The organism is Intrasporangium oryzae NRRL B-24470 (genome assembly GCF_000576595.1).
GTDB classification, from domain to species: Bacteria; Actinomycetota; Actinomycetes; order Actinomycetales; family Dermatophilaceae; genus Intrasporangium_C; species Intrasporangium_C oryzae.
Window position 1 is genome coordinate 44522 of the sequence record NZ_AWSA01000009.1, and the last position, 23972, is coordinate 68493.

Annotated in this window: 27 protein-coding genes; 9 read left to right on the plus strand and 18 right to left on the minus strand. The window is 69.4% G+C overall.

From position 1 onward, the window contains the following. Positions 1-170: 170 nt before the first annotated feature. The 6 genes from N865_RS05660 to N865_RS23240 form a co-directional block, all read right to left on the minus strand. Positions 171-1361: an RNA polymerase sigma factor gene (locus N865_RS05660; RefSeq protein ID WP_051510243.1), complete on the minus strand. Its 1191-nt coding sequence runs from the start codon at positions 1359-1361 to the stop codon at positions 171-173. Next, positions 1358-1717: a YciI family protein gene (locus N865_RS05665; RefSeq protein ID WP_034802648.1), complete on the minus strand. Its 360-nt coding sequence runs from the start codon at positions 1715-1717 to the stop codon at positions 1358-1360. The genes N865_RS05660 and N865_RS05665 overlap by 4 nt, the downstream gene beginning before the upstream one ends. 182 nt (positions 1718-1899) lie before the next feature. Further along, positions 1900-2403: a DUF2127 domain-containing protein gene (locus N865_RS05670; RefSeq protein ID WP_034802651.1), complete on the minus strand. Its 504-nt coding sequence runs from the start codon at positions 2401-2403 to the stop codon at positions 1900-1902. 125 nt (positions 2404-2528) lie between these two features. After that, entirely contained in the window at positions 2529-4223 is a 1695-nt protein-coding gene (locus tag N865_RS05675) for a phospholipase C (protein WP_034802654.1), read from the minus strand. Between the two features lie 323 nt (positions 4224-4546). Then, positions 4547-5290, minus strand: a complete 744-nt coding sequence (locus N865_RS23235; RefSeq protein WP_084327977.1) for a class F sortase — start codon at positions 5288-5290, stop codon at positions 4547-4549. After that, positions 5262-5960, minus strand: coding sequence for a hypothetical protein (locus N865_RS23240; RefSeq protein WP_084327978.1), 699 nt, complete (start codon positions 5958-5960; stop codon positions 5262-5264). Before N865_RS23240 ends, N865_RS23235 begins: the two co-directional genes overlap by 29 nt. Positions 5961-6330: 370 nt before the next feature. Between N865_RS23240 and N865_RS05690 the strand changes: the two genes are divergently transcribed. Continuing rightward, positions 6331-7449, plus strand: coding sequence for a glycosyltransferase family 4 protein (locus N865_RS05690; protein WP_034802660.1), 1119 nt, complete (start codon positions 6331-6333; stop codon positions 7447-7449). 140 nt (positions 7450-7589) lie between these two features. On the opposite strand, the gene ppk2 is transcribed toward N865_RS05690, so the two are convergent. Beyond that, complete coding sequence (gene ppk2 / locus N865_RS05695) at positions 7590-8486, minus strand: polyphosphate kinase 2 (protein WP_051510245.1); 897 nt, start codon at positions 8484-8486, stop codon at positions 7590-7592. A 432-nt stretch (positions 8487-8918) separates the two neighbouring features. Here ppk2 and N865_RS05700 point away from each other — a divergent pair, with 432 nt between their 5' ends. Beyond that, the gene (locus N865_RS05700) at positions 8919-11657 is read left to right on the plus strand and encodes an alkaline phosphatase family protein (RefSeq protein WP_245603675.1); all 2739 of its coding nucleotides are present in this window, start codon (positions 8919-8921) and stop codon (positions 11655-11657) included. A 275-nt stretch (positions 11658-11932) separates the two neighbouring features. On the opposite strand, the gene N865_RS05705 is transcribed toward N865_RS05700, so the two are convergent. The 6 genes from N865_RS05705 to N865_RS05720 form a co-directional block, all read right to left on the minus strand. Then, entirely contained in the window at positions 11933-12343 is a 411-nt protein-coding gene (locus N865_RS05705) for a DUF2703 domain-containing protein (protein WP_034802666.1), read from the minus strand. A gap of 274 nt (positions 12344-12617) precedes the next feature. Beyond that, on the minus strand, positions 12618-12785 hold the full coding sequence (locus N865_RS23480; RefSeq protein ID WP_245603676.1) for an alkaline phosphatase family protein: 168 nt from the start codon (positions 12783-12785) through the stop codon (positions 12618-12620). 220 nt (positions 12786-13005) lie between these two features. Continuing rightward, positions 13006-13329 (minus strand): VOC family protein, encoded by a 324-nt coding sequence (locus N865_RS05710; RefSeq protein WP_245603677.1) that lies wholly within the window; start codon positions 13327-13329, stop codon positions 13006-13008. A 1-nt stretch (position 13330) separates the two neighbouring features. Next, the gene (locus tag N865_RS23885; RefSeq protein ID WP_407636741.1) at positions 13331-13435 is read right to left on the minus strand and encodes a VOC family protein; all 105 of its coding nucleotides are present in this window, start codon (positions 13433-13435) and stop codon (positions 13331-13333) included. Between the two features lie 145 nt (positions 13436-13580). Continuing rightward, positions 13581-13910: a VOC family protein gene (locus N865_RS05715; RefSeq protein WP_034802669.1), complete on the minus strand. Its 330-nt coding sequence runs from the start codon at positions 13908-13910 to the stop codon at positions 13581-13583. A 180-nt stretch (positions 13911-14090) separates the two neighbouring features. Further along, positions 14091-14477, minus strand: coding sequence for a VOC family protein (locus tag N865_RS05720; RefSeq protein ID WP_322786053.1), 387 nt, complete (start codon positions 14475-14477; stop codon positions 14091-14093). A 242-nt stretch (positions 14478-14719) separates the two neighbouring features. Between N865_RS05720 and N865_RS05725 the strand changes: the two genes are divergently transcribed. Next, positions 14720-16735 (plus strand): phosphocholine-specific phospholipase C, encoded by a 2016-nt coding sequence (locus N865_RS05725; protein ID WP_034802675.1) that lies wholly within the window; start codon positions 14720-14722, stop codon positions 16733-16735. A gap of 252 nt (positions 16736-16987) precedes the next feature. Then, positions 16988-17182, plus strand: coding sequence for a three-helix bundle dimerization domain-containing protein (locus N865_RS05730; protein ID WP_034802809.1), 195 nt, complete (start codon positions 16988-16990; stop codon positions 17180-17182). A gap of 221 nt (positions 17183-17403) precedes the next feature. On the opposite strand, the gene N865_RS05735 is transcribed toward N865_RS05730, so the two are convergent. Beyond that, positions 17404-18213, minus strand: a complete 810-nt coding sequence (locus N865_RS05735; RefSeq protein ID WP_034802678.1) for an LLM class flavin-dependent oxidoreductase — start codon at positions 18211-18213, stop codon at positions 17404-17406. 261 nt (positions 18214-18474) lie between these two features. Here N865_RS05735 and N865_RS22630 point away from each other — a divergent pair, with 261 nt between their 5' ends. Together N865_RS22630 and N865_RS05740 are read left to right on the plus strand one after the other, a co-directional pair. Continuing rightward, positions 18475-18639 (plus strand): hypothetical protein, encoded by a 165-nt coding sequence (locus N865_RS22630; protein ID WP_157557577.1) that lies wholly within the window; start codon positions 18475-18477, stop codon positions 18637-18639. After that, the gene (locus tag N865_RS05740; RefSeq protein ID WP_034802680.1) at positions 18636-18989 is read left to right on the plus strand and encodes a DUF1622 domain-containing protein; all 354 of its coding nucleotides are present in this window, start codon (positions 18636-18638) and stop codon (positions 18987-18989) included. Before N865_RS22630 ends, N865_RS05740 begins: the two co-directional genes overlap by 4 nt. A gap of 136 nt (positions 18990-19125) precedes the next feature. Here the strand turns inward: N865_RS05740 and N865_RS05745 are convergent, their stop codons facing one another. Further along, positions 19126-19476: a hypothetical protein gene (locus tag N865_RS05745; protein ID WP_157557578.1), complete on the minus strand. Its 351-nt coding sequence runs from the start codon at positions 19474-19476 to the stop codon at positions 19126-19128. A 247-nt stretch (positions 19477-19723) separates the two neighbouring features. Between N865_RS05745 and N865_RS05750 the strand changes: the two genes are divergently transcribed. The 3 genes from N865_RS05750 to N865_RS05760 are packed head-to-tail and all read left to right on the plus strand — an operon-like array spanning position 19724 to position 21443. After that, complete coding sequence (locus N865_RS05750) at positions 19724-20236, plus strand: sigma-70 family RNA polymerase sigma factor (protein ID WP_281173483.1); 513 nt, start codon at positions 19724-19726, stop codon at positions 20234-20236. Beyond that, complete coding sequence (locus N865_RS05755) at positions 20233-20937, plus strand: anti-sigma factor family protein (protein ID WP_034802684.1); 705 nt, start codon at positions 20233-20235, stop codon at positions 20935-20937. The genes N865_RS05750 and N865_RS05755 overlap by 4 nt, the downstream gene beginning before the upstream one ends. Continuing rightward, on the plus strand, positions 20934-21443 hold the full coding sequence (locus N865_RS05760) for a Rieske (2Fe-2S) protein (protein ID WP_245603678.1): 510 nt from the start codon (positions 20934-20936) through the stop codon (positions 21441-21443). Before N865_RS05755 ends, N865_RS05760 begins: the two co-directional genes overlap by 4 nt. A 13-nt stretch (positions 21444-21456) precedes the next feature. On the opposite strand, the gene N865_RS05765 is transcribed toward N865_RS05760, so the two are convergent. From N865_RS05765 to N865_RS05775, 3 genes are read right to left on the minus strand one after another with little or no spacing between them, the layout of a single operon-like run. Next, complete coding sequence (locus N865_RS05765; RefSeq protein ID WP_051510247.1) at positions 21457-22167, minus strand: GTP cyclohydrolase II; 711 nt, start codon at positions 22165-22167, stop codon at positions 21457-21459. After that, positions 22167-22871 (minus strand): RibD family protein, encoded by a 705-nt coding sequence (locus N865_RS05770; protein WP_034802688.1) that lies wholly within the window; start codon positions 22869-22871, stop codon positions 22167-22169. The genes N865_RS05765 and N865_RS05770 overlap by 1 nt, the downstream gene beginning before the upstream one ends. Next, positions 22864-23928 (minus strand): lysylphosphatidylglycerol synthase transmembrane domain-containing protein, encoded by a 1065-nt coding sequence (locus N865_RS05775; RefSeq protein ID WP_245603679.1) that lies wholly within the window; start codon positions 23926-23928, stop codon positions 22864-22866. The genes N865_RS05770 and N865_RS05775 overlap by 8 nt, the downstream gene beginning before the upstream one ends. Positions 23929-23972 lie beyond the last annotated feature (44 nt).

Below are 23972 nucleotides of genomic sequence, written 5' to 3' on the forward strand. Positions count from 1 at the left end.
CGGCAACCACACGCTCGCCGTATTCGATAGGCAGCCTCCATCGCACGGAGTGCCGACGGGCCATCGGCTCCAGCCCCGCCTGGAGCTGGTCCACGACGACCCCGGGTGAGCGTGTCCTGCACAGTCTGAGCGATTCCGAGAGCCCCGCCGCCCTTCTCGGGACGGGAAGGTCAGGGGACGCCCAGTCGGCCACGGATGAAGGCCCTCTCACTGGGGCTCGGGTCCAGCTGCAGGGCCGCGCGGAGGGCGGACTGGCTCTCCTCGCGGCGACCAAGCCGGTCGAGAAGGTCGGCGCGCGCGATGTGAAAGCTCGGCCAGCGCGCCAGGCGCGGGTGGTGCGCTACCGCGTCGAGAACAACCAGCCCGGCCGCCGGGCCCTCCGCCATGGCGACGGCGATCGCCCGGTTGGCTTCGAACACTGGGCTCGGGTCGTAGCGCAGTAGCTCGCCGTACAGTGCGGCGATCTCCCGCCAGTCGGTGTCTACGGCTTCCTCAGGGACGGAGTGGCAGGCGGCGATGGCTGCCTGGATCTGGAAGGGGCCGGGCGGTCCGCGACGTAGCGCCGCCTCGAGCCGCCGCTCGCCCTCCGCAATCATGGCGCGGTCGTAGAGCGCGCGGTTCTGCGCCGCCAGCAGCACAGGCGAACCGTCGGGCGCGATCCTGGCCGGGCGTCGGGCGTCGGTGAGGAGCAGCAGCGCGAGCAGGCCCTCGCCCTCGGAGTCGTCGGGCAGCAGCCGGTGGAGCTCCCGGGCCAGATCGACAGCCGTGGTGCACAGCTCACCGCGGACGGCCTGCGGGTTCACGGACGCCTTGTGGCCCTCGGTGAAGAGCAGATACACCACCGCCAGCACGGCAGGGATGCGCTCGCTCCAGTCCTCGGGCAGCGCGAAGGTCATCCCGGTGTCGCGGATCTTGCGCCGGGCGCGGACCAGGCGCTTGGCAACGGTTGGTTCGGCGAGAAGCAGTACGGCAGCGATTTCGGCCGTCGAGAGTCCGCACACCGACCGCAGGGTCAACGCGACCCGCGTCTGCAGGTCGAACGCCGGGTGACAGCACATGACGATGAGGGACAGCTCGTCATAGGCCTCTGCCGCCGGCCCCAGCCGGCCTTGCTCACACATGGCCCTGGCCTCCTTCCCCGGGCGCGCCAGCTCTCGGCGGAGGGCGTCAAGAGCCTTGTGGCGGGCTGTGCGGATGAGCCAGGCGCGAGGGTTGTCCGGCAAGCCCTCGCGGGGCCAGGAGAGCATCGCGACCAGAGACGCTTCTTGGACCGCTTCTTCAGCCAGCTCCAGATCGCCCACTGCTCGAGCGACCGATGCGACCGCCGGCCACCAGCAGGCCCGGAGCTCGGCCTCGATCAGCGCGACCTACCCGTGTCGAGGACCACCCGAACCTCCACCGAGCCGACCTTCGCGGTGGGGATGGTCGCAGCCCACTTCAGCGCGTCGTCCAGGTGCGCGCAGTCGATCAACGTGTACCCGCCGACCTGCTCACGGATCTCCGCGGCCGGCCCATCGGTGATCAACAGCTCGCCGTCGCGCACACGCACGGTCGTTGCCACGGATGCGCCCGTCAACGGGGCTGAGTCGATCAACACGCCGGCGGACTGCATGCCTTCCAGGGCCGTCGCCCACTCCTGGAAGAGCCGCTGACCCTCAGGGGTGTCGCTCGCAGGTATCCCGTCCTCAGGCGAAAGCAGCAACAGCATGTACTTCATGACTCCTCCTTCGTGCGGTGGCGACCACTCGCCGCCCCGTCACTTACTAGTCGAATGGCGACGCCACCAGAGGACACCAAGGGCCTGCCGCCGACACGCTGAAAGCCGCCCTCGTGGTCCGCGGTCCGCTGTGGGGATCGTGGGGGATCTTCGACGCCGATCACGCCGCCCCGTACACCGAGTCACGCTTGGGCGGACTGCGCGGGAAGCTCACCGCGGACCTTTCCGTACTCGCGCCAGATCAGCCAGAGGATGAAGGCGTCGAAGACGGTCAGGACAATCATGCCGATCGATGCTCTGACGAAGAAGATCGAGTACGTCTGGTAGAGCATGAGCACGCCCAGGGTGATGAGCGAGAAGGGGTAGGCCCACAGCTGATTCCGCAAGATGCCGACGACGGCGACGAGCTTGATCACCGCGTGGATCCAGAGGTACGCGATGGCGAACGCTCGACCGCCCGACGCCAGGTGGGACGTGGCATTCAGGAGAAGGTTGGCCACCTTGTCGTTCGGATCCTCGAGAAGCTCCCGCTGCGTGACGAGGGCGATGAACTGGTGCATCTGCGCGGGGCTGACGAAGAAGAGCAGCACGCCGCCCAGGAACTCGAGCGCCCCCGTCACACCCTTGATGATGATGCCGCCCTCGAACACCTTGTCCAGGACGGATGTCGGGTGGAACCAGCTCATCTCTTCCTTCCGACCCATCAGCTCGAAGGGGACAACGTCCGAAGCGGACGGTGACATGGGCGACGTGACTGGGCACTCGACGCCGCGCCGCGGCGTCGAGTGCCCAGTCTGTCAAGAACGCAGTCTCAGTTGTGAGAGCTGCCGTGCACCGAGTCGACCGAGACGACCGTGCCGTCGAGCGGGTCGAGCAGGACTTCGGGCGCCTTGGCGTTCGGGAAGTGGAACAGGCCGTCGAGCGGGCCGGCGACGGCGTCGGCCGAATGGTCCCCGATCTGCCCGACGTTCCAGTTGTCCTCGATGAAACGCAGGATCGACGTCTGATCGGTCTGGGTGTGGTCGACCCAGTTGGTCCGGGCGTAGGGGGAGATGACGAGCAGCGGCTGGCGAGGGCCGGGCCCGCACCGGTCCTGGTAGCCGCCAGAGACCGGCACGCCCCGGGTGGCGGCGTCCCTGCACCACGCCGCGTCGTCGGGGCTGTTGGAGGCGTTCGTGAGGGTGGCGGCGCGATGGTCGTACCAGCCATCCGAGTCGTCATAGGCCAGGACGATCGCCGTGTCCTTCCAGTTCGGCGACTGCTCGATGGCGTTGATCTCCTTGACGACGAAGTGCTGCTCGTCGACCGGGTCGGAGTAGTCGGCGTGGCCGTCCTGGTAGTTCGCCGCCTTGAGGAAGCTCACGGCCGGCAGCTGGTCGGTGTTCACGACCTGGTCGAAGGCGGACAGGTCGTACTGGTGGTTGGCCCGGCCGTCGTGTCCGATCTCGGCGACGGAGGCCGGGGCCAGGTGGTGCGGGTTGGCCGTCGTGGCGTAGTACTGGAACGGCTGGTGGTGCGGGTTGTAGTCGGTCGATGTGATGCCTGCGACGTTGCTGTGGGTCGCCTTGCACTCGGCCGGCGCACCGGTGGCGGGGTCGTAGGGCTTCGTCGGAGCGAACCCGCCCTGGAACCAGCCCCAGCTGACGCCCTTGGCGCCGAGCAGGTCACCGACGTTCTTGTTCGAGGGCTGCATCCCGGCGAGCGTGTAGCTCGTCGTGTGGCTGCTGTTGGAGCAGTCATCGTAGACCGGGTCCGGGTCGCCCGTCATCGTGCCGACGCCGTTCGCGTCTGGGACGCGGACCGTGTAGTCGCTCGAGGCCGGGATGATCTGGGTCGGGTGCTCGGGAACGCTCGCGGCGGCATACTCCTGAACGCCGTGCGTCTGGCCCGAGACGAGGTTGATCGCGCCCGGTGACGAGGGGCCGAACGTCGTGCTGTACGAGTTGTCGCTCATGGCGTACTTCTGCGCGTAGTTCCACATGGCCGTGACGGTGTTGCCGTCGAAGTAGTCCATCGTGAGCCCGGCCCGCGAGAACCGGCCCGGCTTGCAGGCGTCCTTGCTGACGTGCTCGACGAACTGGTCCATCGCGCCGCCGTTGTAGGCCTTCTGCTCGTTCGTGTAGGTGTGGTCCTGGTCGCAGGTGACGGCCTGCCCGGGGGTCAGCCGCTCCGGCTGGACCGAGTTGGGGTTGTTCGGGGCGAGCAGATCGTCGTGCGCGAGGGTCGCGATGTTGCGCGGCGTGTTCGGGGCCGCCGTGAAGGCGGGGGCCGGCGTCGACCCGCCCTGCAGGGTCTCGCCGGCGACGTTGGCTGCCTGGGGGTACGTGGCGAAGTAGTGGTCGAACGAGATGTTCTCGCCGAAGATGACCACGACGTGCTTGATCGGGGTCCTCGTGGCGGACGCCTCGGGCAGTGCACCGGCCTGGCCGGCCGTGAGGGCCGCCCCGGCAAGCGCCAGCGCGGCAACCCCTCCGCCGGCTACGGCGACTCGGGTGGAACGAGACATGGTTCTCCTCGGACGTTCGGGACGTGGCCCTGACGTCTCGGCCACGACTGGCAACGTACGTCGCGGGGGCGCCGAGGGAGTGGTTTGCGTGGGTCCGTTCGCCCAGATTTCCCCCAATTGCCAGCCTTCCCCCAGATGCACCGAAGGTTGCACCCAGCCTCGAGCATCGGCCGGGTGGGTGGGTGGCTGCTGCCCGCCGTGCACGACCAGCCCAACGCCGGGTCTGTGACCGGCCAGACGGTGTTCGTATGCCGCTGACCTCAGCCGCGCCGCCTCCCTCGGCCCAGCGACGGACAGTCCGAAGGGACGGAGGTGCAGCGACATCACCTCGACGGCGCCAGGCGCGCGAAGGCGATGACATTGTCGCGGTAGCTGTGCCGGACCCGGTCATAGCTGCCGCCACACGTGACCAACCGGAGTTGCGGGTCTGGGGTCGGCCCGTAGACGTCGGCGGTCGGGAAGTCCACCTTGGCGACCAGCACTACCCGGGTGACGACGAACCGAGCGACGATGCCGTCGGCGCGGGTCACGTCGATCGGGTCCCCCGGTCGCAGCTCGCCCAGACGGTAGAACACCGCCGGACCGTCCCGAGCCGTGTCGACGTGGCCGAGGATGACCGCGGGTCCGACTTCTCCGGGTGAGGCGAGGTAGCGGTACCAGCCGGCTGGAGCATCCCCACGGAGCGGTGGGGTCTCGACGGTGCCGTCGGCGTTGAGCCCCACCCCGACCAGGCTCGTCTGCACACCGATGCGCGGGATCACGAGGCGCACCGGCCGGGAGCGCGGCAAGCCGACGTCAGCCGCCGGATCTGCGGCGCCTTCAGCGGACATCCTGCTGCGCGCGGCGCGGGCGTCGCCCCCGTCGTCGCCCCCGTCGTCGCCCCCGGCCGGGGTTGAGCCAGGGTGGGACGCCCCGGCGATCGCATCAGCCGAAGCGGGCGGCGTGGCGGGGGGTCCCGGCTGCTGGGCCGCCGCTGAGAGAAAGGCCGCACCCGACACCCCGAACAGGACGGCCGCGACAGTCGCCGTGCGACGCGGCCTACGACCGGTGGTGCACGCGCTGAACATGCGGGTCACGCTGCCGCAGGGCGAGTCCAGAGATTCCCAGCGCGAGAACCAGGGACACCACGCCGCCACCGACCAGCCAGGGACTGGGGCCAGCCGCCGTGCTGCCGCCACCCAGCTGGGGAGCACCCACGGGCGTCGTGCTGCCACCGCTTGCGGACCGCGTAGTGGTCGTTGGGGCCGACGGGGTGACTGTCACCGTGGTGGTTGCATACGCGGTGGTCGTGGCACCCGCGCCGGGGACGGTGACCGTCGCAGTAGCGCCGGGCACGGTGACCGTCGCGGTAGCGCCGGGGACGGTGACCGTCGCGGTAGCGCCGGAGACCGTGGTGGTGGCAGCGGCTGCCTGGGTCACGGTTGCGGGGGACGAACTCACAGAGAACAGCAGCAAGCCGAGGAACAGCAGTGCCAGCAGGCCGAAGATCAGTGCGAGCGGCCGCCAACGGTTCCTGGCTTCGCCGCCTCCCTGGCCGCCGCCGCTCTGGCCGCCTCCGCCGTAGCCTCCGCCGCTCTGGCCGCCTCCGCCGTAGCCATCGCCTTCACCACCGCCACCGCCACCGCCACCTTCGCTGGCCCCACCGCCCTCGTAGCCGCCTGGCTGCCCGCCCTGGTAGGTCGGCTGCTCAGGCCCCGGCTGGCCATAGCCACTCGCCCCGGTCTCATTCGACGACATCGGAACACCTTCGTTCTCATCGGCCCGCCAGATGCGGGCGTGGCGGATCCCACGCGATGACCTCCGGCGCACCTCGTTCGCCGGCTCGAGAGCGCGGACTTTCGCCCCGGAACTGTTCCTCCGGGTAGCGAAGGGCCGGATGGGACCGATCGTGCTGCACGGCTCGGCCGGAGACATCACTCGATCGAGCGATGCACCGATACCGAGCCATACCGCCTATGAGACGGTGCCCGCCACGACGCTCCCATCAGCGCGCACGCCCAACTCGGGTTCATGCACCGCGGCCAGGGCCCAAGCGTTCGCACACTGGTCGTTGGCCCGACACCTCATACTCATCTGCGCGCGCCCGGGACGTTGGTGTACTACCCGCATGAGGGTCGCCGTGGTGTCCGAGTCGTTCCTCCCGCACATCAATGGTGTGACCGGTTCGGTGCTGCAGGTGCCGAGGCACCTGCGCAGGACCGGTCACGACGCCCTGGTCGTCGCGCCAGGCGACCCACCTCCCATCTGCGAGGGCTTCGAGGTTGTGGCGCTGCCATCGGTGGGTCTGCCTGGCTACTCCCAGGTCCGCCTGCCGCTGGTCGTCACCGGGATGATCGTCCGCGAGCTCTCCCGATTCGCCCCGGACGTCATTCACCTGGCCTCCCCCTTCGTCCTCGGCGGACCGGTGGTACGGGCCGCGGCTTCGCTGAACGTCCCGGTGGTCGCCATCTACCAGACGGACGTCGCCGGCTTCGCGCGCCGGTACGGACTCACCGCAGCATCCAACGCCGCGTGGCGACGGATCCGCTCGATCCATGAACGCGCCCACGTCACTCTGGCACCTTCGCCGACCGCCGCCCGCGACCTCGAGGAGCACGGAGTTCCTCGAGTTCACGTCTGGCCGCGCGGTGTAGACACCACGCTCTTCTCCCCCGCGCACCGTGACCCGGGCTGGCGGGCTCAGGTGGCTTCCGCGGGTGAGCTCCTTGTCGGTTTTGTCGGCAGGTTGGCGGCCGAGAAGCAGGTCGAGGACCTCGCGGTCCTCGCCGACCTGCCCGGCGTCCGGCTCGTCGTCATCGGGGACGGACCAGAGCGGGATCGGCTTAAATACCGCCTTCCCGGGGCCCACTTCGCGGGCGTGCTGACCGGCCGTGAACTGTCGAGGGCGGTCGCGAGCTTGGATGTCGTGGTCCACCCCGGGCCGCACGAGACCTTCTGCCAGGCCGCCCAGGAGGCGATGGCGAGCGGTGTCCCGGTTGTAGCCGTCGGGGCGGGTGGCCTGGTCGACCTCGTCCACAGCGGCCGAACCGGGTGGCACTACCGGCCCGGCGACCTGCAGGCACTGCGCGCGCACGTCGCGCACCTGGCTGGGGACCCGGTCAGACGGCTGGCGATGGGCGTCGCTGCCCACCGTTCAGTCCGATCGCGCACCTGGCCGGTGGTGTGCGATCGACTCCTTGACCACTACGACGAGGCCGCCCGCAGCATGGTCGTCGGCGGTCGCTGAGTGCGCATCGTCCACGTCGCAGGCATCGGGAACGTGGTGAAGACCCTCATCTCGCAGCGGTTCGCGACAGCGCTCGTGTCCCCGAGATCATCCCCCACGGACCCCGACTACGAGGGAGCCCTTTTGGCCACCGGCAGGTCCTAGTCACCGGCTGTGTGCTTGGCGCGCATCACGATCGTCGGGTCGGGTGCGAACACGACATCGGGATCCTTGTCCGCGTAGTCGAACTGATTCAAGAAGGCACGCAAGGCGTTCACGCGCGCCCGCTTCTTGTCGTTGCTCTTCACGGTCAACCACGGCGCGTACTTCTTGTCGGTGTGCTCGAACATCGCCTCCTTGGCAGCCGTGTAGGCCTCCCACCGGTCGAGGCTCTCCAGGTCCATGGGCGAGAGCTTCCAGCGCCGGACGGGATCGATCTGACGGATCGCGAATCGGGTGCGCTGCTCGTCCTGGGTCACCGAGAACCACAGCTTCGTGACCGTCGTGCCCGACTCGACGAGCATCCGCTCGAATATCGGCGCCTGGGCTGTGAAGACCGCGTACTCCTCGTCCGTGCAGAAACCCATGACTCGCTCCACGCCGGCCCGGTTGTACCAGGAACGGTCGAACATCACGATCTCGCCCGATGTGGGGAGGTGGTTGACGTAGCGCTGGAAATACCATTGTCCGCTTTCGGTCGACGTCGGCTTGGTGAGGGCCACCACTCGCGCCGCCCGAGGGTTGAGGTGCTCGGTGAACCGCTTGATCGCCCCGCCCTTTCCGGCGGCATCGCGCCCCTCGAAGACGACGACGTGCTTGGCGCCGGAGTCCATGGTCCAGTACTGGAACTTCAGCAGCTCGATCTGCAGCAGGTATTTCTCGACCTCATAGCTGTTGCGCGACATCAGCTCGTCATACGGATAGCCTTCTCGCCACGTCTCGACAGCCATGCCGTCCGGGGCGATGAGAATGGGGTCGTCTCCATGGTCATCGCGGACGGTGTACCCCTCGGTGCGCAGCTGGTCGATGTAGGTACGCAGGGCCATCTTCTGTGTCATGAGCCCATTCCAGCGTCCAGCCCCCTTCATTGCCAGCGTCGGTCAGGGCCACCACAAGCCTTCCTCCGCGCCGCACGAATAGCCTCGGCAGCCGACGAACCAGCCCCCCTTTTGCAGCATTTCTCGGAGAACGTGCAGGGCATTCCCATAAATCACTACAAAATGCGCGAATCCACCTAGCATTCGCTCGCCGTTACCTGTCCCGTCGCCCACCCTCACTGGACGATCTCTAGCGTCGTTCCTGCATGACGCTGGCAGGTCCCCAGGCCCGACGCGAGGGCGACAACGGTTGCCGACGTGGTCGCTCACCTGGGGCTCAGCTCGGCTTCGCCAGTCATTGGCGGCCGAACCGAAACTCGGAACCGGATGACCGCGGCAGCGGTTGATCCCGTTCGAGAGCTCATCTCACGCAGGCATCTCGGAAGGATGATCATGCCCGTCTCTCGTATGAGACTTACCGTGGCGGCTGCCGTCACTCTTACTATCGCTGGGGCCGGCGCCGCTTTCGCCGGCGATCCCCTCGGCTGGGGTACCCGAACAGTCGGGACGACGTACGCCGATGGCCTCCAGGTCTCGGACAACCAAGTCATCAAGCCCATCGGCACCCGGGTCATGACCGAGTACGGCAAGTTCATGGGCTCGGCCGTCAGCCCCGACGGCCGCTATCTCGCTGCCAGCAGCGCCGACAAGGGCGTGGTGCTGCAGCTGTTCGACCTCGATGCGCACAAGCTGGTCTATCGGGTCGGCGTCGCGGCCGGAGTCGACCAGGTCCTCAAGGACCGCAGCGTCGGTCAAGAGGGTCCGACCTACTCCCCCGACGGCAAGTTCCTCTGGCTGTCCCAGGCCACCGCCCTGACCCGGTTCCCGGTCAATGCCGACGGGACCCTTGGCACGCCCGCCCGGTTCGCGCTACCCACCGTTGATGGCAAGCTCCCGTTGCCGGCGAAGTCGACGTACTCTCCTGACGGCAAGACGCTCTTCGTCGCGGTGAACGGCCAGAACACCGTGGTGGCCCTCGACCCCGCGACCGGTGTGGTGAAGCAGTCCTGGGACGTCGGGATCGCGCCTCGACAGCTGCAGTTCGTCGGCAACAAGCTGTACGTCAGCAACGAAGGGGGGCGCCGGGCGAATCAGGGCGACGCCACGATGGACTCTTACGGCGCCGCCGTGCCCTCCGACACCTTCCTTGGCACCTCCACGACTGGAACCGTCAGCGTCATCGACCCGACGTCCTCGTCCGCGCCCGACTCGATTGACGTCGGTCTCCACCCGACCAACCTGTATGCCGCGGGCACAGCGCTGTTCGTCGCGAACACCAACAGCGACACCGTCTCTGTGATTGACACCAAACTGGACAAGGTCGTCCAGACGATCGCCACGCAGCCGTACGCGGGGTCCAAGATCGGTTACGCACCGGACGGCATCGCGCTCACCAAGGACGGCCATCTGCTTGTCGCCCTCGGGCGGGCCAACGCCGTCGCCGTCTACCGCTACGCGGGCGACCCGCAGGAGCCGGTGAGCTTCATCGGCCTGCTGCCGACCGACTACTACCCGTCCGAGGTCGCCGCCGTCGGCTCCGAGATCGTCGTGACGAACACGCGCGGCATCGACGCGCGTGGACCGGCCATCACCACGGACAAGGGCTACGGCGCGCCGGTCGTGAGCGGCCATGACACGCACAGCACCACTGCGTCACTGACCACCTTCGAGCTGCCCAGCGAGAAGGAGATCAGCCGGTACACCGCGACGGTGTTCGCGCAGAACGCCTGGGGCGGCGAGGCCCCGAAGGAGGCCGAGGGCAACCGGCAGGCCGCGGTCCCCGTCCCGGCGCGGATTGGGGACCCCTCGACGATCAAGCACGTGTTCATGATCGTCAAGGAGAACAGGACCTACGACCAGATCCACGGCGACGACCCGCGTGGCAACGGCGACCCCTCGCTCGTCCAGTTCGGCAAGACGGTCACCCCGAACCTCCACGCACTGGCCCAGAAGTTCGGCCTCTACGACAACGTCTACGACATCGGCACGAACTCTGCCGAGGGCCACAACTGGATCATGCAGGGCGACAACCCCGAGTACACCGAGACGAGCGCCGGGGAGTACGTGCGCAGCTACGACACCGAGTCCGACGTCCTCGGCCACCAACGCTCCGGGTTCCTGTGGACCTCGATCGAGTCCGCGGGCAAGACCGCCAAGAACTACGGCGAGTTCGCCCTCGAGATCACCAAGCCTGCGGGCGCGACCTGGCAGAAGTACTACTGCGCCACGAAGGCTGTCCAGGGCGGAGCCGACCCGAACACGCTCACCGACCCCTCGCTCAAGTCGGACACCACCTCGAAGATCCCGTCCCTGAACGCGATCACCGACCACGCCTACCCGAAGTTCGACATGGACATCCCGGACATCTATCGGGTCCAGCTGTGGAAGCAGGCCTTCGAGAAGGGTGGTCCGGCGGACTTCAACATGCTGTGGCTCTCCAGCGACCACACCGGCGGTCCGCCTGACGCCCGGGCCATGGTGGCCGACGGCGATCTGGCGACCGGCCAGATCGTGGACGAGATCTCGCACAGCAAGTACTGGAAGGACTCCGCGATCTTCGTGGTCGAGGACGACAGCCAGGACGGTGCCGACCACGTCGACGGTCACCGCGCCCCGATCCAGGTCATCAGCCCTTGGGCCGCGCACGGCGCAGTGATCAACACCTACTACTCGCAGATCAACCTGGTCCGGACCATCCAGCAGATTCTCGGCGCGCAGCCACTGAACCAGAAGCTCGCCGCCGCGACGCCGATGTACGACGCGTTCCAGTCCAAGCCGGACTTCACGCCGTTCACGGCTGTCCCGAACCAGATCTCGCTGACCGAACACGTCACGCCCGCCCCCACGTGTGGCGCCGACACCCCAGCCGGCGCGAACGGCACCCCCGCGGCACAGGCGGCGGAGACAGCTGTCCCCGCCTCCCGGCAGAAGGTCGCGGCCCAGTGGGCGGACTGGAACAAGGCGCAGGGCTACAACCTGCCCAACGGGCAGCAGGACTCGGCCAACCCGGCCTTGATGAACCGGTACATCTGGTACCAGGGCCACAACTTCAACCTGCCCTACCCGGGCGACGCTCAGGTCTACGCCCCGTCGCAGGTCCCCGGCGGCACCGTCGCAACCAGCGACCGCTGACGATCCGCGGGCAACAACCGACCGGATAGACGCACGAACCGGCGGCCGCCGAATCCCTCGGCGGCCGCCGGCCATGCACGTCTCACGACAGGCACCGCCACCAGCTGGGCCACCGTCGGGGACCCGGCTCGGCCCTCCGGAGTCGCAAAGACGCGACAGGCGAGGGCCGGCTGCTCGTTCCCCGTCGCGAACGGGTCGCTCCCGTCCAGAAGGATCGTGGGAGAGCCGATGAAGCCGAGGCGCTCTGCCTCCTCGGGCGTCGTCCGCTGACATCGCTATCGGGTGACTTGAGGTGTCGACTCGTCGAGCATCTCTGCCGCAGCCAACAGCCCCGCCTTGACGATCAGCCTCTCGGGGATGGTCTCGAACGTCGTGCCGTGGATCTCCAGGGTCCGGCAATCGGAGTCGCCGCACACCGAGCAGCAGCGGCTGCTGCCGACGCTCCCGCTCAGCCAATCCTCTATGGACTTCCCAGCGACCCAGATGCGGTTGGACTCGAGGGGGGTGGCTGAGAAGGCGGACTCGTCTATGTCTGCGACCTCGAGCTGCGGCTCGATTCCCTGCGGGGCGAGCACGCGGAGGAGGGTTTCAGTGGCCCGACGCACCTCTCCTTCAGTCGTGCCGCAACGGGTGCACGTGCAACCGTCCTTGACCAGCCTCTGCCAACGAATCGGTAGTGATGGCATCTCGCATCCTCTCCTCAGAGCACAGGCAACGATGCCCGTCGTCGGCGGCCGGCGACAGGGTCGAAGGTCACGCCGATGGGCGGCCGGGGAACTGGCCTGGCTCAGCCGATGCCGGCCTCGATGAGCCGAGCAGCCGGGCGGTCACAGCGTCGCGTTGCTGCGGCCCCGACGTGATTCCGCAGATGCGGATCGTCCGGCCACGGCGGCGACCGTGAACGCGGAGTCGCGCCCTCATGCTCCTCGTGACCCCAACGACAAGGTGGTGGGTGAGGTGCTATCCGTTCCAGCCGTTGTTGTAGACGTCGAGGCCGAACCGGTTGAGGCCGGCGGTCTGGGCATACCCGAGGTAGGGGAGCCGGAAGATGCCCTCGATCGAGGCGAGCAGCGAGTAGTGGTTGTAGCTGGTGGTGCTCCAGGTGTTCGGCGCGACGTAGGGGGACATGACGAGCGCCCGATTCGGCCACCGCCGAGGCCGGTGATTCCGGGCAGTGGGCTGTTGGAGCCGGGGCCCTCCCCGCAGCAGGCGGACGCGTCGGACTGCGGGGACTCATACCGGAACTCGCACTCATGGGCACCGACGCCAACCACGGATCCGTCCGGCTCCCAACCCGCAGAGGAGAGTTCACACTCCGTTCATCCTGACGGAGGCCCTGTCCGGCGGGTCAGGAATCCATGACGTTGGTGCCGTCGGAGAGCACCGGCGAGATGAGACCGAACACGTTCCCGTCCGGGTCCACCAGATACCCCACCCGACCGATGCCCGGCATGTCCGCGAGCGGGAGCGCCTCGGCGCCGCCCAGCTCCAGTCCCTTCTGGAACACGTCGTCGACCCTCCCGTCAACACCGACGACGAAGTCGCACCCGTTGACCGGAGCTCCGCGGTCCGGGGCAGGGCCCTGACGCTGGGTGAGCCCACCATTGATGCCCCGCCCGGGAGCGGTCACACCGATCGCTCCCTCACCGGTGTCGATGGCCCAGTACGTCATGTCACCGAACTGCTTGAACGTCCACCCCGAGCAGGGCGCCGTAGAAGTCGATGAGCCGCTGCGGCTCGGACGCGTGGATCTCGAAATGCACGACGAGGTTCGCCATGACGCCTCCCTTGGCCAGTCCACCGCACGCTACGCCCGGCGTCCCGACACGGTCCAGAGCTCATCCCGGCGGCCTGGGTGTTGATGGCGCCCCGCTCGGACCGCTACTCACCCGCGGACGGAGCGGCGGCCACGCAGGGTGTCGGCTACTTTCCGCGCAGGCCGATGGGGTTGCCTTCGGGGTCTGCGAGCACGCACACCCGTGCGCCGGGTGCGACCTGACGTGGCGCGTCACGTTCGGTGGCTCCGGCCGCGAGGAGGGTCGCCCGGGTCGCGTCAAGATCCTCCACATCGGCAAAAGCCACCGGGCCACCACCCGTCCCGGCCGGGTTGAGAGCGACCTCGAAACCGTCGACGTTGTACCCGACGTAGTAGGGCTCGTCCGTATGCGGTGCACCGAGCAACGCCGTGTACACAGCCTTCGTGGCGTCCAGATCGGACACCGGGATCACCATGCTGCGGATCGTGGGGCTCATCTTCGTCACCTCCGAGTCAGGACGGTCACCTCGCCGACCGCCACCGTGCCGATGATGAACAGGCTACGAGCCGCTCGGTGACCAGGCCCGCCGAATCCCCCCACCGCGACCCGCCTGGCCACGGAGTGGTGCCGCGCAGGACCGAGTGGGCCGTGCGGGCGATCCGGAGTCAGCGGCCTCCTAGTACGCCGCGCCCTTGCGCCAGGCCATCTCCTGCAGCTCGAAGGTGTTGCCGTCAGGATCGGAGAAGTCCGCTCCTTTGACACCGCCCCCGAAGTCCCGGATCTCGCCGACGTCGACGCCCCGGCGGACAAGCTCGGCGCGAGCCTCGGTGATGTCCTCCACGACCAGGTGCAAGCCTCGAGCACTGCCGGGTTCTCCCGCGTACACGTCCAATCCTGTCCCGAAACCGACCGAACAACCCGAGCCCTCCGGGGTCAGCTGGACGACCCGGACGCCCTCGCTGGGCCGCACGTCAACGTCCTTCGTGAAGCCGAGCATGTCCGCGTAGAAGGCGATGGCTCGGTCCACATCCGAGACCGGGAGCGGGATCAGTTCCAGCTTCATCTGCATAGGTCGAGCCCCTCGGTCTGTTGTGGTCCGAGCGATCATTCCACACGGCCGGGCACCGTTCCTGCTGGTACGTCCGCGTTCGGCGAGCGTTCATCGCCACGCCGCGTCGGGGGCACCCCCGGCCGGGCCGCGCTCCGTAGCGTCGAGGGGCAGAGCAGGGAGAGCGAAGGGCGCGGCACTGCCCTGCCGCGGATCCCCCGCATCTGATCATCAGCCCTACACCCCGAGGAGTTCCCATGGTCAATCTCGACCGACGCCGCTTTCTCCAGATCGCCGGCGGGGCGGCCGCCGCGACGATGCTCAACGAGAGCATCGCCAGGGCGGCCACCATCCCGGCCAACCGCGCGACCGGTTCCCTGCAGGATGTCGAGCACATCGTCGTCCTCATGCAGGAGAACCGGTCCTTCGAGCACTACCTCGGCAGCCTTCGCGGGGTCCGAGGCTTCGGGGACCCACACCCCGTCCAGCTCCCGAGTGGAAGGAACGTGTGGCACCAGTCCGACGGGGTGCGCGAGGTCCTTCCGTTCCACCCGACGGTCGATGACCTCGGCGCCGCCTTCCTGGAAGGGCTCCCCCACAGCTGGACCGACGGACAGGCCGCCGTCAACAAGGGTCGCTACGACGGATGGGTGCCGGCGAAGGGCACCACCACGATGGCGTACCTGAAGCGTCAGGATGCCGCGTTCCACTACGCGCTCGCCGACGCGTTCACGGTGTGCGATGCCTACTACTGCTCGTTCATCGGCAACACGGACCCGAACCGCTACTACATGTGGAGCGGCTGGACCGGCAACGACGGCAAGGACGGCGGCCCGGTCCTGTACAACGACGAGCTCGGCTACGACTGGCGCACCTATCCCGAGCGACTGCAGGAGGCGGGCGTCTCGTGGAAGGTCTACCAGGACGAGGGAACCGGCCTCGATGGTGCCGGCTCATGGGGCTGGACGTCCGATCCCTACATCGGCAACTACGGCGACAACTCCCTCCTGTACTTCAACAGCTACCGCAACGCCTTGCCGGGGGACGCGCTGTACGAGAAGGCCCGCCGCGGCACGAAGGCCCGGGACGGGCAGGACTACTTCGAGATTCTTCGCGGCGACGTCATGGCGGACACCCTGCCCTCGGTGAGCTACATCGCGGCCCCCGAGGCCTTCAGCGAGCACTCCAACTGGCCGACGAACTACGGCGCCTGGTACATCTCCAAGGTCCTCGACACGCTGACCTCGAACCCCGAGGTCTGGGCCAAGACCATCCTGCTCATCACCTACGACGAGAACGACGGCTTCTTCGACCATCTCGTCCCGCCGCATGCGAACTCGCCTGTCATTCCGGGCGCCTCGACGGTCCCGACCGATCACGAGTTCTACGACGGTGAGCACGGCCCCGGCGCCTATGGCATGGGGCCGCGAGTGCCGATGTTCGTCGTCTCGCCCTGGAGCACAGGAGGCTGGGTCGCCTCCGAGACGTTCGACCACACCTCGATCATCCGCCTCATGGAGGCGCGCTTCGGAGTCAGGGAACCGAACATCACCCCGTGGCGGCGCTCCGTCGCCGGCGACCTGACCTCCGCCTTCGACTTCTCCAAGACGGTCGAGAAGGTACCCACCCTGCCGAGCACGACGACCTGGAAGCCGTTCGACGACCAGCGCCATCCCTCCTACCGCCCCACACCACCGGTCCGGGGATCGATGCCGTCGCAGGAGCCCGGCACCCGCCTCGCCCGCCCCACGCCGTACGACCTGGACGTCAGCGAGCTGCGGTCGAGCGGCGCGGTCACGGTCGACATCAGCAACCGCGGGCGCCGCGGGGCCCACCTGCAGGCGCGTCTCATCGAGCCTGCCGGCGCGCCGCACAGCTACACCGTCGGGGCAGGCGACGAGCTGCGGGTCACGTGGCCCGTCGCCGACGCCTACGACGTTCACCTTCACGGCCCGAACGGGTACTTCCGCCGGTTCGCGGGCAACGCCGGCACCGACCGGGTGCGCGTCGCGGTCACCAGGATCGGACGCACCCTGCGACTCTCGGTGGCCGTCGAGGCGCCGCGGGGCGTCGAGGTCGTCGTCGAGGACGCGTACGGCGACCGCACGCGTGTCGGTCAGCGTCCGGTCGTCATCGACACGTCCGCGAACGGCGGCTGGTACGACCTCACCGTCGTCGCCGGCGATTCGACCTTCCTGCGCACGTTCGCGGGGCACCTCGAGACCGGACATCCTTCCATCAGCGAGCCGGCGCTGGGTCGCACGAACGCCTGACCAACCACCCAGGGGTATGCCGTGGTGTGGCATCCAGGAGGCGGCGCAGGAGGCTCCGCTTCTTGTCCTGGGCCCTTTATTGAGCATGACGCGCTCCGCCCTCCCCGACGCGGTCGCTCGTGCAGCGGCTCCCCACGACGGCATCTGTCGTGGGGAGCCTGGTGAGGCGCTCGGTCGAGGACGCCGCCCGTGGCGGAGCCCCCACGCGAGGGCACCTTGCCCGAGCACATCGGATGCGGGGAGCATCAGATCATGGACGAAGACGAGGCCAAGGCCATCCACGACGTTCAACACCGCCTGCGCGCGAAGTTTCCCCACCTCGACCCCGACCGCGTGGATGCCGCCGTCTCCGGCGCGCACGCATCGATGACAGGCCCCATCCGCAGCTTCGTGCCCGTGCTGGTCGAACACGCGGCGCGAGACGAGCTCGCCCGCGACCATCCATAGCCTCCGACAGCTGACGAGCTACACGTCGGATGCACCACAGAAGCTCGGTCAGGTGCAGCTCCTGGTCGCCCTCTGGTCGCCTCTGGTCGCCATCTGGTCGCCGTGGGGCGACCGGGCGCGGCCTCGGCTGGTTCATGCCCGCGGTTGGGGCGACCTGGATGCTCGCCTCTGTCGTGTCGCTGGCAAGCAACCGATCACCACGAGCCCGTCATCGCGTCCTACTACGTGCCGGCCAACGCGGCCACCATCGGGGCCAGACGCTCGGCACAGCCAGCGCCGAGGACGACGTAGGAGTAGCCGATCTCCTCACGCCGGCGCTGGATCTCCTCGGCGGCGGCCGCCGGGTCATCCGGCAGGATCGCCAGCGAGTCCGCCTCCCGCAGCTCGGCCGGATGGGTGTCCCGCGGGGACGCCATGAACGGGGCCACGTCGTCGCCGACGACGGGGACGTGGAGCGCGAGCTCGACGTCCCGCACGGCCCGGAAATCCCGGGCCAGCCGTTCGATGTCTGCGCGTGTGTCGCCCGGCAGCATCGCGAAGGTGACCGTGTCGGCGACGTCGCCGGCCAGCGCTCGGGCCCGTGGCCCCCGAACGGCCATGACAACAGGTGTGTGCAGGTCGGCGCCGTCCAGGTCGCGCAGCCTCTCCACCGTTTCGCGCACCTGGGCCAACCGGTCCCTCGGAGACGTGACGGGCATTCCGAGTTCTCGGAGCTCGTCCTCGATCCCGGGCCGGCCCGTGCCGATGCCCATCTCGAAGCGACCCTCGGTGAGCACCGACATCGAGTGCGCCTCCCACGCGGGCATCCAGGCCGGACGCAGTGGCGAGGCGTAGACCCACGTGCCGACGCGCAGGTCCGTCTCGACCGCTGCCATGGCGAGCGTAGGGACCGGCGACGGCTGCCACTGCGGCACGTCGGGCATGAGCAGCGTCGAGTAACCAGCGTCGGCGATGCGCCGGGCCTGGTCGCGCCACGTGGACAGGTCGGTCAGCACCGGGGCAACGACCCCGAATCGAAACGGTCTGGTCATCTCTGGTCTCCGTTCACGCGGCTCACACGCGCCCCTCGGGTGCAGCGTGCGACTTGCCTGTCTCACACGACCGGTCTCTCACCATGACAACGAAGGACGTGACCCGGAAACGACAAGGCCGCCTCACACCGATCACATCACGGGCCATCAACGACGAGTGGCTCCGTGACCCTTCGGCGGAGGACGACAGCTCGGTATGCCGCTGAGGCCGACCTCCGGCATCAGGCCCCGGAGCGGGGGCCACCGTGCAACGATCTGCGCATGACTGGTCCGGATCAGCCATCCTCTGCGGCCGAGCTCGAGCAGGTGGCCCGCACTCCCGGGGCGACTCCCGGGGCGACTCCCGGGGGCCAGCCCACCCTGCACCGGGCGATCGCAGCGGTGGTCCGGGCCGCCCTCCACGGGCTCGAAGGCGGCCCGTCATGAACTTCGGCGACGGCGTCGAGCTGGCCGGCAAGGCCATCGACACGGCGGGCGTGGCCGTCCTCGTCATAGGCGCCGCGCTGGCCGCCTGGCGCGCGCTCGGCAACGCCCGCGCCAAGGTGCCGGACACCTACCGCCGGTTCCGCCAGCAGCTCGGCCGCACGATCCTGCTCGGCCTGGAGCTGCTCGTCGCGGCCGACATCATCCGCACCGTCGCGGTCACCCCGACGCTGGAGAGCGTCGCCGTCCTCGGTCTCATCGTCGCCATCCGGACCTTCCTCAGCTTCTCCCTCGAGCTCGAGATCACCGGTCGGTGGCCCTGGCAGAAGGACACCGACGCTCCCGCCGAGTGACGACACTCCCGGAGAAACGACCGGCATGGCCCCGAATCGGGTCGTCCGGCCAAGGGGGCGAGGGGCCTCTCCGAGAGCCCACAGCGTGAAGCCCCCAGCTGCTGGGGGCTTCACCGACCCTCACCTCTTCTCGTGATCAGATGATCAGCACGACCGCGGCGACAACCGCTCCAGCCAGGCTCAGCGTGCCGAGCACGAAGCTCAGGATTGCGCCTGCGGTCCAGTACCCGGACCGGTCGCGGATACTCGCGCCGAGCAAGCCGAAGCCCGCGGTGAGCAGTACGCCACCAGCGATCCAACAGCCGAGGTACCAGGCCTCAGTCAGGCCCGCCAGAACCCAGTCCGTCGGCACGAAATACGTGTACGCGCCGAACGCTGCGACCAGGGCACCGACGATCATGAGCGTGTAGTCGATCGTGCGGTTGCGGAACAACCGCGGAAGGTGCTCAGTCCTCACAACTTCCTTCTCTTGGAGCTGCGACATCATCCTCACCTCCCTTCTGATCTCACCTTCAGCGTGCGTCACATCGGGCGTGGGCGTAAGAGTCGTTGGACCTGCCTTCGGGCCCCGGCGAGCGATGGTTCGGCAGCAGGTCGTGGTCAGGCACGCCGCAGCGCATCCGACTCCACTCGCCCGGGCGCGACCCCCTCGGGATCGGCACCGACGATCCCGTTCGAGCCGAAACGTGAACCGGAGGCCCCATCTCGTCGTGTCATGGGGGTAGGAGGTCGCGGTGCCCGGAAACAACGTCGCGTTGATGGAGCAGCTGCACGCCGAGCATGCCGGCGCGCTGTGGGGCTACTGCGTGCGCCTGACCGGCAACGACCGCGCTCGAGCCGAGGACGTGGCGCAGGAGACCCTGCTCCGGGCGTGGCGGCACTACTCCGTGCTCGAGGAAGCACCGGGATCCGTCCGTGCCTGGCTCTTCACCGTGGCGCGCAACATCGTCATCGACGAGTGGCGGGCCAACCGGGTCCACGGGGAGCTCGCGGTGGCCGAGGTCCCCGAGCCGTCCGACGCGACGGACCGGACCGACCAGCTGCTGCTCTCGTGGGTCGTCGCCGAGGCGGTCACCACCCTCTCGCCGGAGCACCGGGGGGTCCTGCTCGAGTGCTACTACCGCGGCGCGTCGGTCGCGGACGCGGCCCGCACCCTCGGCATCCCGGAGGGCACGGTCAAGTCCCGCACTCACTACGCCCTGCGCGCCCTGCGCCTGGCGCTCGACGAGATGGGGGTGGGCACATGAGCTGCCGGTTCGCGCATGACGACGGGGCCTACGTCCTCGGCGCCCTCTCCCCCACTGAGCGCGCAGACTTCGAGCAGCACCTCGACGACTGCCCGCGGTGCGCCCGGTCCGTCCAGGAGCTCGCGGGGCTCCCAGGGCTCCTCGCCCGGGTCGACGCGGAGATGCTCGAGCCCCCACCCGTCGAGCCCGTCCCCGAGACCCTGCTGCCCGCCCTGGTCCGCGTGGCACGCCGGACCCAGCGTCGTCGCTCGTTCGTGACTGCCGCCGCGGCCGCCGCGGCCGCCGTCATGGTGGCTGTGGGCGCGCACGCGGTCGGGGCGTTCGGCGGAGCGCCGACCGCCGTGGCAGGAGCGTCGCCGACGACCACCGTGACGCTCCCGGTGGGCCAGGCCATGGTCCCCCTCGAGGCGGGGTCGGTCCGGGCGAACCTCGCCCTGCACGACGTCGCGTGGGGGACGCGCCTCGACCTCACCTGCACCTACGCGTCCGCGCCGGGCAGCGACTACGACCCGGGCCAGCCCGCGGCATACAGCCTGGTCATCCGCACGAAGGACGGTCGCACGGAGCAGGTGGCGACGTGGCGGTCCGTGCCCGGCCACACGATGCGGCTGTCGGCCGCGACGGCCGCCAGCCGGGCCGACATCGCCTCGGCCGAGGTGCGCACCGCGGACGGCGAACCGATCCTGAGATTGACGACATGAACCCCGACACAGGCTCGCGGAGCACCCGACTGGAGGTCGTGATGGACTCGATCAGCACCGACGGCAGCGTCTCCCGACGCACGGTCCTCGCCACCGGAGGCGGTGTCGCCCTCGCCGCGAGCACGCTGGCGGCGTGCGGCGGCGGTGACGGCACGACGCCCTCCGGGCCGTCGTCGTCCCAATCCGCGATGGCCGGCGCAGGTGGCGGAGCCGGTCGGGTCCTCGCGAAGGTGTCCGACGTCCCAGTGGGGGGCGCGGTCTCGGCCACCGACGCCCAGGGCAAGCCGCTCATCGTGTCGCAGCCGAGCGCGGGCTCGGTCGTCGCCTTCTCGGCGATCTGCACCCACATGGGCTGCACCGTCGCGCCCGACGGCAAGATCCTGCGGTGTCCCTGCCACGGGTCGACCTACGACCCCGCCACCGGCACCAACACGGGCGGACCCGCGCCGAGGCCGCTCTCGAAGGTCACCGTCAGCGTCAAGGACGGCAACGTCGTCGAAGGCTGAGGCTTCCGGTCGCTCAGGTCCCCGTCGGCCGCGCACCTGAGCGGCCGCCACCGTCCAACCAGTCCGTATGCCGCTGGGCCGGCGGGAGCTCGATCGTGTGGGCTCCGCGTCGGGCCTTGGTCGCGAGGTACTTGGCGTTCGCGGCGCTGAGGTGTACCCCGGTCGGCACGCGCTCGGTCACGGTGACCCCGAGGCGGGTCAGCTGGGCGGCCTTGCTCGGGTTGTTGCTGAGCAGCGCCACCCGGTCGAGACCGAGGGCTCCGAGCATCTGTGCCGCGACCGTGTAGTCGCGTGCATCCTCGGCGTAGCCGAGCGCGAGGTTGGCCTCGTAGGTGTCGAGGCCAGCGTCCTGCAGTCCGTAGGCGTCGAGCTTGGCGTAGAGGCCGATGCCCCTGCCTTCCTGACGCAGATAGAGCAGGTAGCCGCCGACATCGGCGATGCGCCGGACCGCCTCGCGCAGCTGAGGACCGCAGTCGCAGCGCTCGCTGCCGAAGACGTCACCGGTCAGGCACTCGCTGTGCGGTCGCACGAGCGGCGGAGGTCCCGATGAGGCACCCGACCGGCGCTCGCGGGTAGCGTCCCCGAGGCCGAACGCCAGGTGCTCCAGCCCGTCGGCCAGCCCGTCGAAGGTGAAGACGCGTGCGGTCGTGGCGTAGCCGTCGGGGAACCGCAACGGCACGGTCACCTGGCTGCGGATCGTCGCCGCGGCGAAGCCCCCCGACATCAGCTCTCCCCCTCGGTCCCGGCGCACCGTGACGAGAGCGCATACCTCAGCAGGACGACGTCCCCGATCGGGCGTGCCTCGAGCAGGGTGGCCCGGCAGTCCGGGTTCCACGGGAACCGACCGTCGCGGACGAACCTCGGGGCCCGCGAGTCGCCGACGAAGAACGGTGCGACCACGAGGTGCAGCTCGTCCGCGAGGCCCGCGGTCAGGAACTGCGTGTGCATCGACCCGCCGCCTTCGACCATGAGGCGCCCGACCCCTCGGGCGAAGAGGTCCTCGGTCATCCGGCTGAGGTCCACCGGCTGCCCACCGTCGACCACCGTCGCGACGTGCCCGAGCCGTCGGCGTGCCTCGCCAGCAACAGCACTCGCGCAGTAGACGAGCTTCTCGGACTCGCCGGTGACGAAGAAGTTCGCGCAGGCGTCGAGACGAGCGCCGGCCGTGATCGTGACCTTCGCCGGCGAGGCCGGGAGACCGCGGGCGATCCGCTCGTCCTGTCGCGCCCGCGAGCGCACGAGGAGACGCGGGTTGTCCTTCCGCACCGTCGCCGCGCCGACGAGGATCGCGTCGCTGGCGGCGCGCACGCTGTCCACCCGGTCGAGGTCGGCGTCGTTCGAGAGGAGCAGCCTCGTGCCGGACGGGTCGTCGAGGTAGCCGTCGATGGACATGCCGCAGCTGAGCACGGTGTAGGGCCGCTCAGCCATGTTCGGCACCCCCTCCTGCTGCCAGCGCCGCGACGACGGGCGTCCCGGGATGAACGGGCCGCACTCCTCCGGTACCCGCGGGGCGCCGATGCAACCGGCCCGCAAGGATCAGCACGGCGCCGGGCAGGCTCGCGGCGAGCACGAGGACGCCGTACACCACCGCGGTCGAGACGGCGTCGGCAGCGCTCAGACCGGCGAGGCCGGACGTCGACGCCGCCACGGCCTCGCGTGGACCCCACCCGGCGATGCTCGCCGGGATCCCCATGGCCAGCAGGACGACGACCGCGAGCGGAAGCATCCGGACCGGCGACACGGTCGAGCCCGCCGTGCGAGCGGCGATGACGAACGTCGCCGCATGGCCGACGACGACCACGGTGGACGCCAGCACGATCCCGGGCCAGGCCCGCCGCGACAGCACCCCCGCACGGAGGTCCGCCCCCACGACCGCGATCAGTCGGCCGACCCGCGACCCCGCCGTGGGTCGGCCGCGCCGCCGGACCCGGCCCAGGATCGCGCCGGCGAGCACCAGACCCACGAGGGCCGCCAGGACGACGGGGGCGAGGGCGCGGGCCGGGGACGGCACGAACAGCATCACGGCGACAGCGAGCGCCAGCTGGACAGCCTGGCCTGCGGACCGTTCCCAGGCGACCGCGCGCACGCCGCGGCCGACGTCGCCGACGTCCCGGCCGTGGTTGACGGCGCGGTGCACGTCGCCGAGCACGCCGCCGGGCAGCGTGACGTTGAGGAACAGCGACCGGTAGTACGCGGCCACGGCAACCCGCAGCGGCAACCGCACGCCGAGACCGCGGGCGACGAGCCTCCAGCGCCACGAGCAGCACACCGTGGTCACGAGACCGATCGCCGCGGCGGCAGCGAGCGACGGCACCGTGATCGACCGGACCGCCACGAGGACCGAGTCCGTCCCGAGTCGCCGGAGCAGCACGACGAGGATCGCCACGCCGGCCATCGCCTCCACCCACGGCCCGATTCGTCGACGCCCGGGGCTCCCGGGGATCCCGGACCCGACCCGACCAGCAACGGCTCCGTTGTCCTCCACGCGCTGGCCCCCTCGGTGCTCCGCCGCTCGCGGACGGTCACGCG

Excerpts from the sequence above, each read along its gene's own strand:
- N865_RS05665 (WP_034802648.1), bottom strand. The coding sequence starts at position 1,717 with ATGAAGTACATGCTGTTGCTGCTTTCGCCTGAGGACGGGATACCTGCG.
- N865_RS05670 (WP_034802651.1), bottom strand. The coding sequence starts at position 2,403 with ATGAGCTGGTTCCACCCGACATCCGTCCTGGACAAGGTGTTCGAGGGC.
- N865_RS05675 (WP_034802654.1), bottom strand. The coding sequence starts at position 4,223 with ATGTCTCGTTCCACCCGAGTCGCCGTAGCCGGCGGAGGGGTTGCCGCG.
- N865_RS23235 (WP_084327977.1), bottom strand. The coding sequence starts at position 5,290 with ATGTTCAGCGCGTGCACCACCGGTCGTAGGCCGCGTCGCACGGCGACT.
- N865_RS23240 (WP_084327978.1), bottom strand. The coding sequence starts at position 5,960 with ATGTCGTCGAATGAGACCGGGGCGAGTGGCTATGGCCAGCCGGGGCCT.
- N865_RS05690 (WP_034802660.1), top strand. The coding sequence starts at position 6,331 with ATGAGGGTCGCCGTGGTGTCCGAGTCGTTCCTCCCGCACATCAATGGT.
- ppk2 (WP_051510245.1), bottom strand. The coding sequence starts at position 8,486 with ATGACACAGAAGATGGCCCTGCGTACCTACATCGACCAGCTGCGCACC.
- N865_RS05700 (WP_245603675.1), top strand. The coding sequence starts at position 8,919 with ATGCCCGTCTCTCGTATGAGACTTACCGTGGCGGCTGCCGTCACTCTT.
- N865_RS05705 (WP_034802666.1), bottom strand. The coding sequence starts at position 12,343 with ATGCCATCACTACCGATTCGTTGGCAGAGGCTGGTCAAGGACGGTTGC.
- N865_RS23480 (WP_245603676.1), bottom strand. The coding sequence starts at position 12,785 with ATGTCCCCCTACGTCGCGCCGAACACCTGGAGCACCACCAGCTACAAC.
- N865_RS05710 (WP_245603677.1), bottom strand. The coding sequence starts at position 13,329 with ATGACGTACTGGGCCATCGACACCGGTGAGGGAGCGATCGGTGTGACC.
- N865_RS23885 (WP_407636741.1), bottom strand. The coding sequence starts at position 13,435 with ATGGCGAACCTCGTCGTGCATTTCGAGATCCACGCGTCCGAGCCGCAG.
- N865_RS05715 (WP_034802669.1), bottom strand. The coding sequence starts at position 13,910 with ATGAGCCCCACGATCCGCAGCATGGTGATCCCGGTGTCCGATCTGGAC.
- N865_RS05720 (WP_322786053.1), bottom strand. The coding sequence starts at position 14,477 with ATGAAGCTGGAACTGATCCCGCTCCCGGTCTCGGATGTGGACCGAGCC.
- N865_RS05725 (WP_034802675.1), top strand. The coding sequence starts at position 14,720 with ATGGTCAATCTCGACCGACGCCGCTTTCTCCAGATCGCCGGCGGGGCG.
- N865_RS05730 (WP_034802809.1), top strand. The coding sequence starts at position 16,988 with ATGGACGAAGACGAGGCCAAGGCCATCCACGACGTTCAACACCGCCTG.
- N865_RS05735 (WP_034802678.1), bottom strand. The coding sequence starts at position 18,213 with ATGACCAGACCGTTTCGATTCGGGGTCGTTGCCCCGGTGCTGACCGAC.
- N865_RS22630 (WP_157557577.1), top strand. The coding sequence starts at position 18,475 with ATGACTGGTCCGGATCAGCCATCCTCTGCGGCCGAGCTCGAGCAGGTG.
- N865_RS05740 (WP_034802680.1), top strand. The coding sequence starts at position 18,636 with ATGAACTTCGGCGACGGCGTCGAGCTGGCCGGCAAGGCCATCGACACG.
- N865_RS05745 (WP_157557578.1), bottom strand. The coding sequence starts at position 19,476 with ATGATGTCGCAGCTCCAAGAGAAGGAAGTTGTGAGGACTGAGCACCTT.
- N865_RS05755 (WP_034802684.1), top strand. The coding sequence starts at position 20,233 with ATGAGCTGCCGGTTCGCGCATGACGACGGGGCCTACGTCCTCGGCGCC.
- N865_RS05760 (WP_245603678.1), top strand. The coding sequence starts at position 20,934 with ATGAACCCCGACACAGGCTCGCGGAGCACCCGACTGGAGGTCGTGATG.
- N865_RS05765 (WP_051510247.1), bottom strand. The coding sequence starts at position 22,167 with ATGTCGGGGGGCTTCGCCGCGGCGACGATCCGCAGCCAGGTGACCGTG.
- N865_RS05770 (WP_034802688.1), bottom strand. The coding sequence starts at position 22,871 with ATGGCTGAGCGGCCCTACACCGTGCTCAGCTGCGGCATGTCCATCGAC.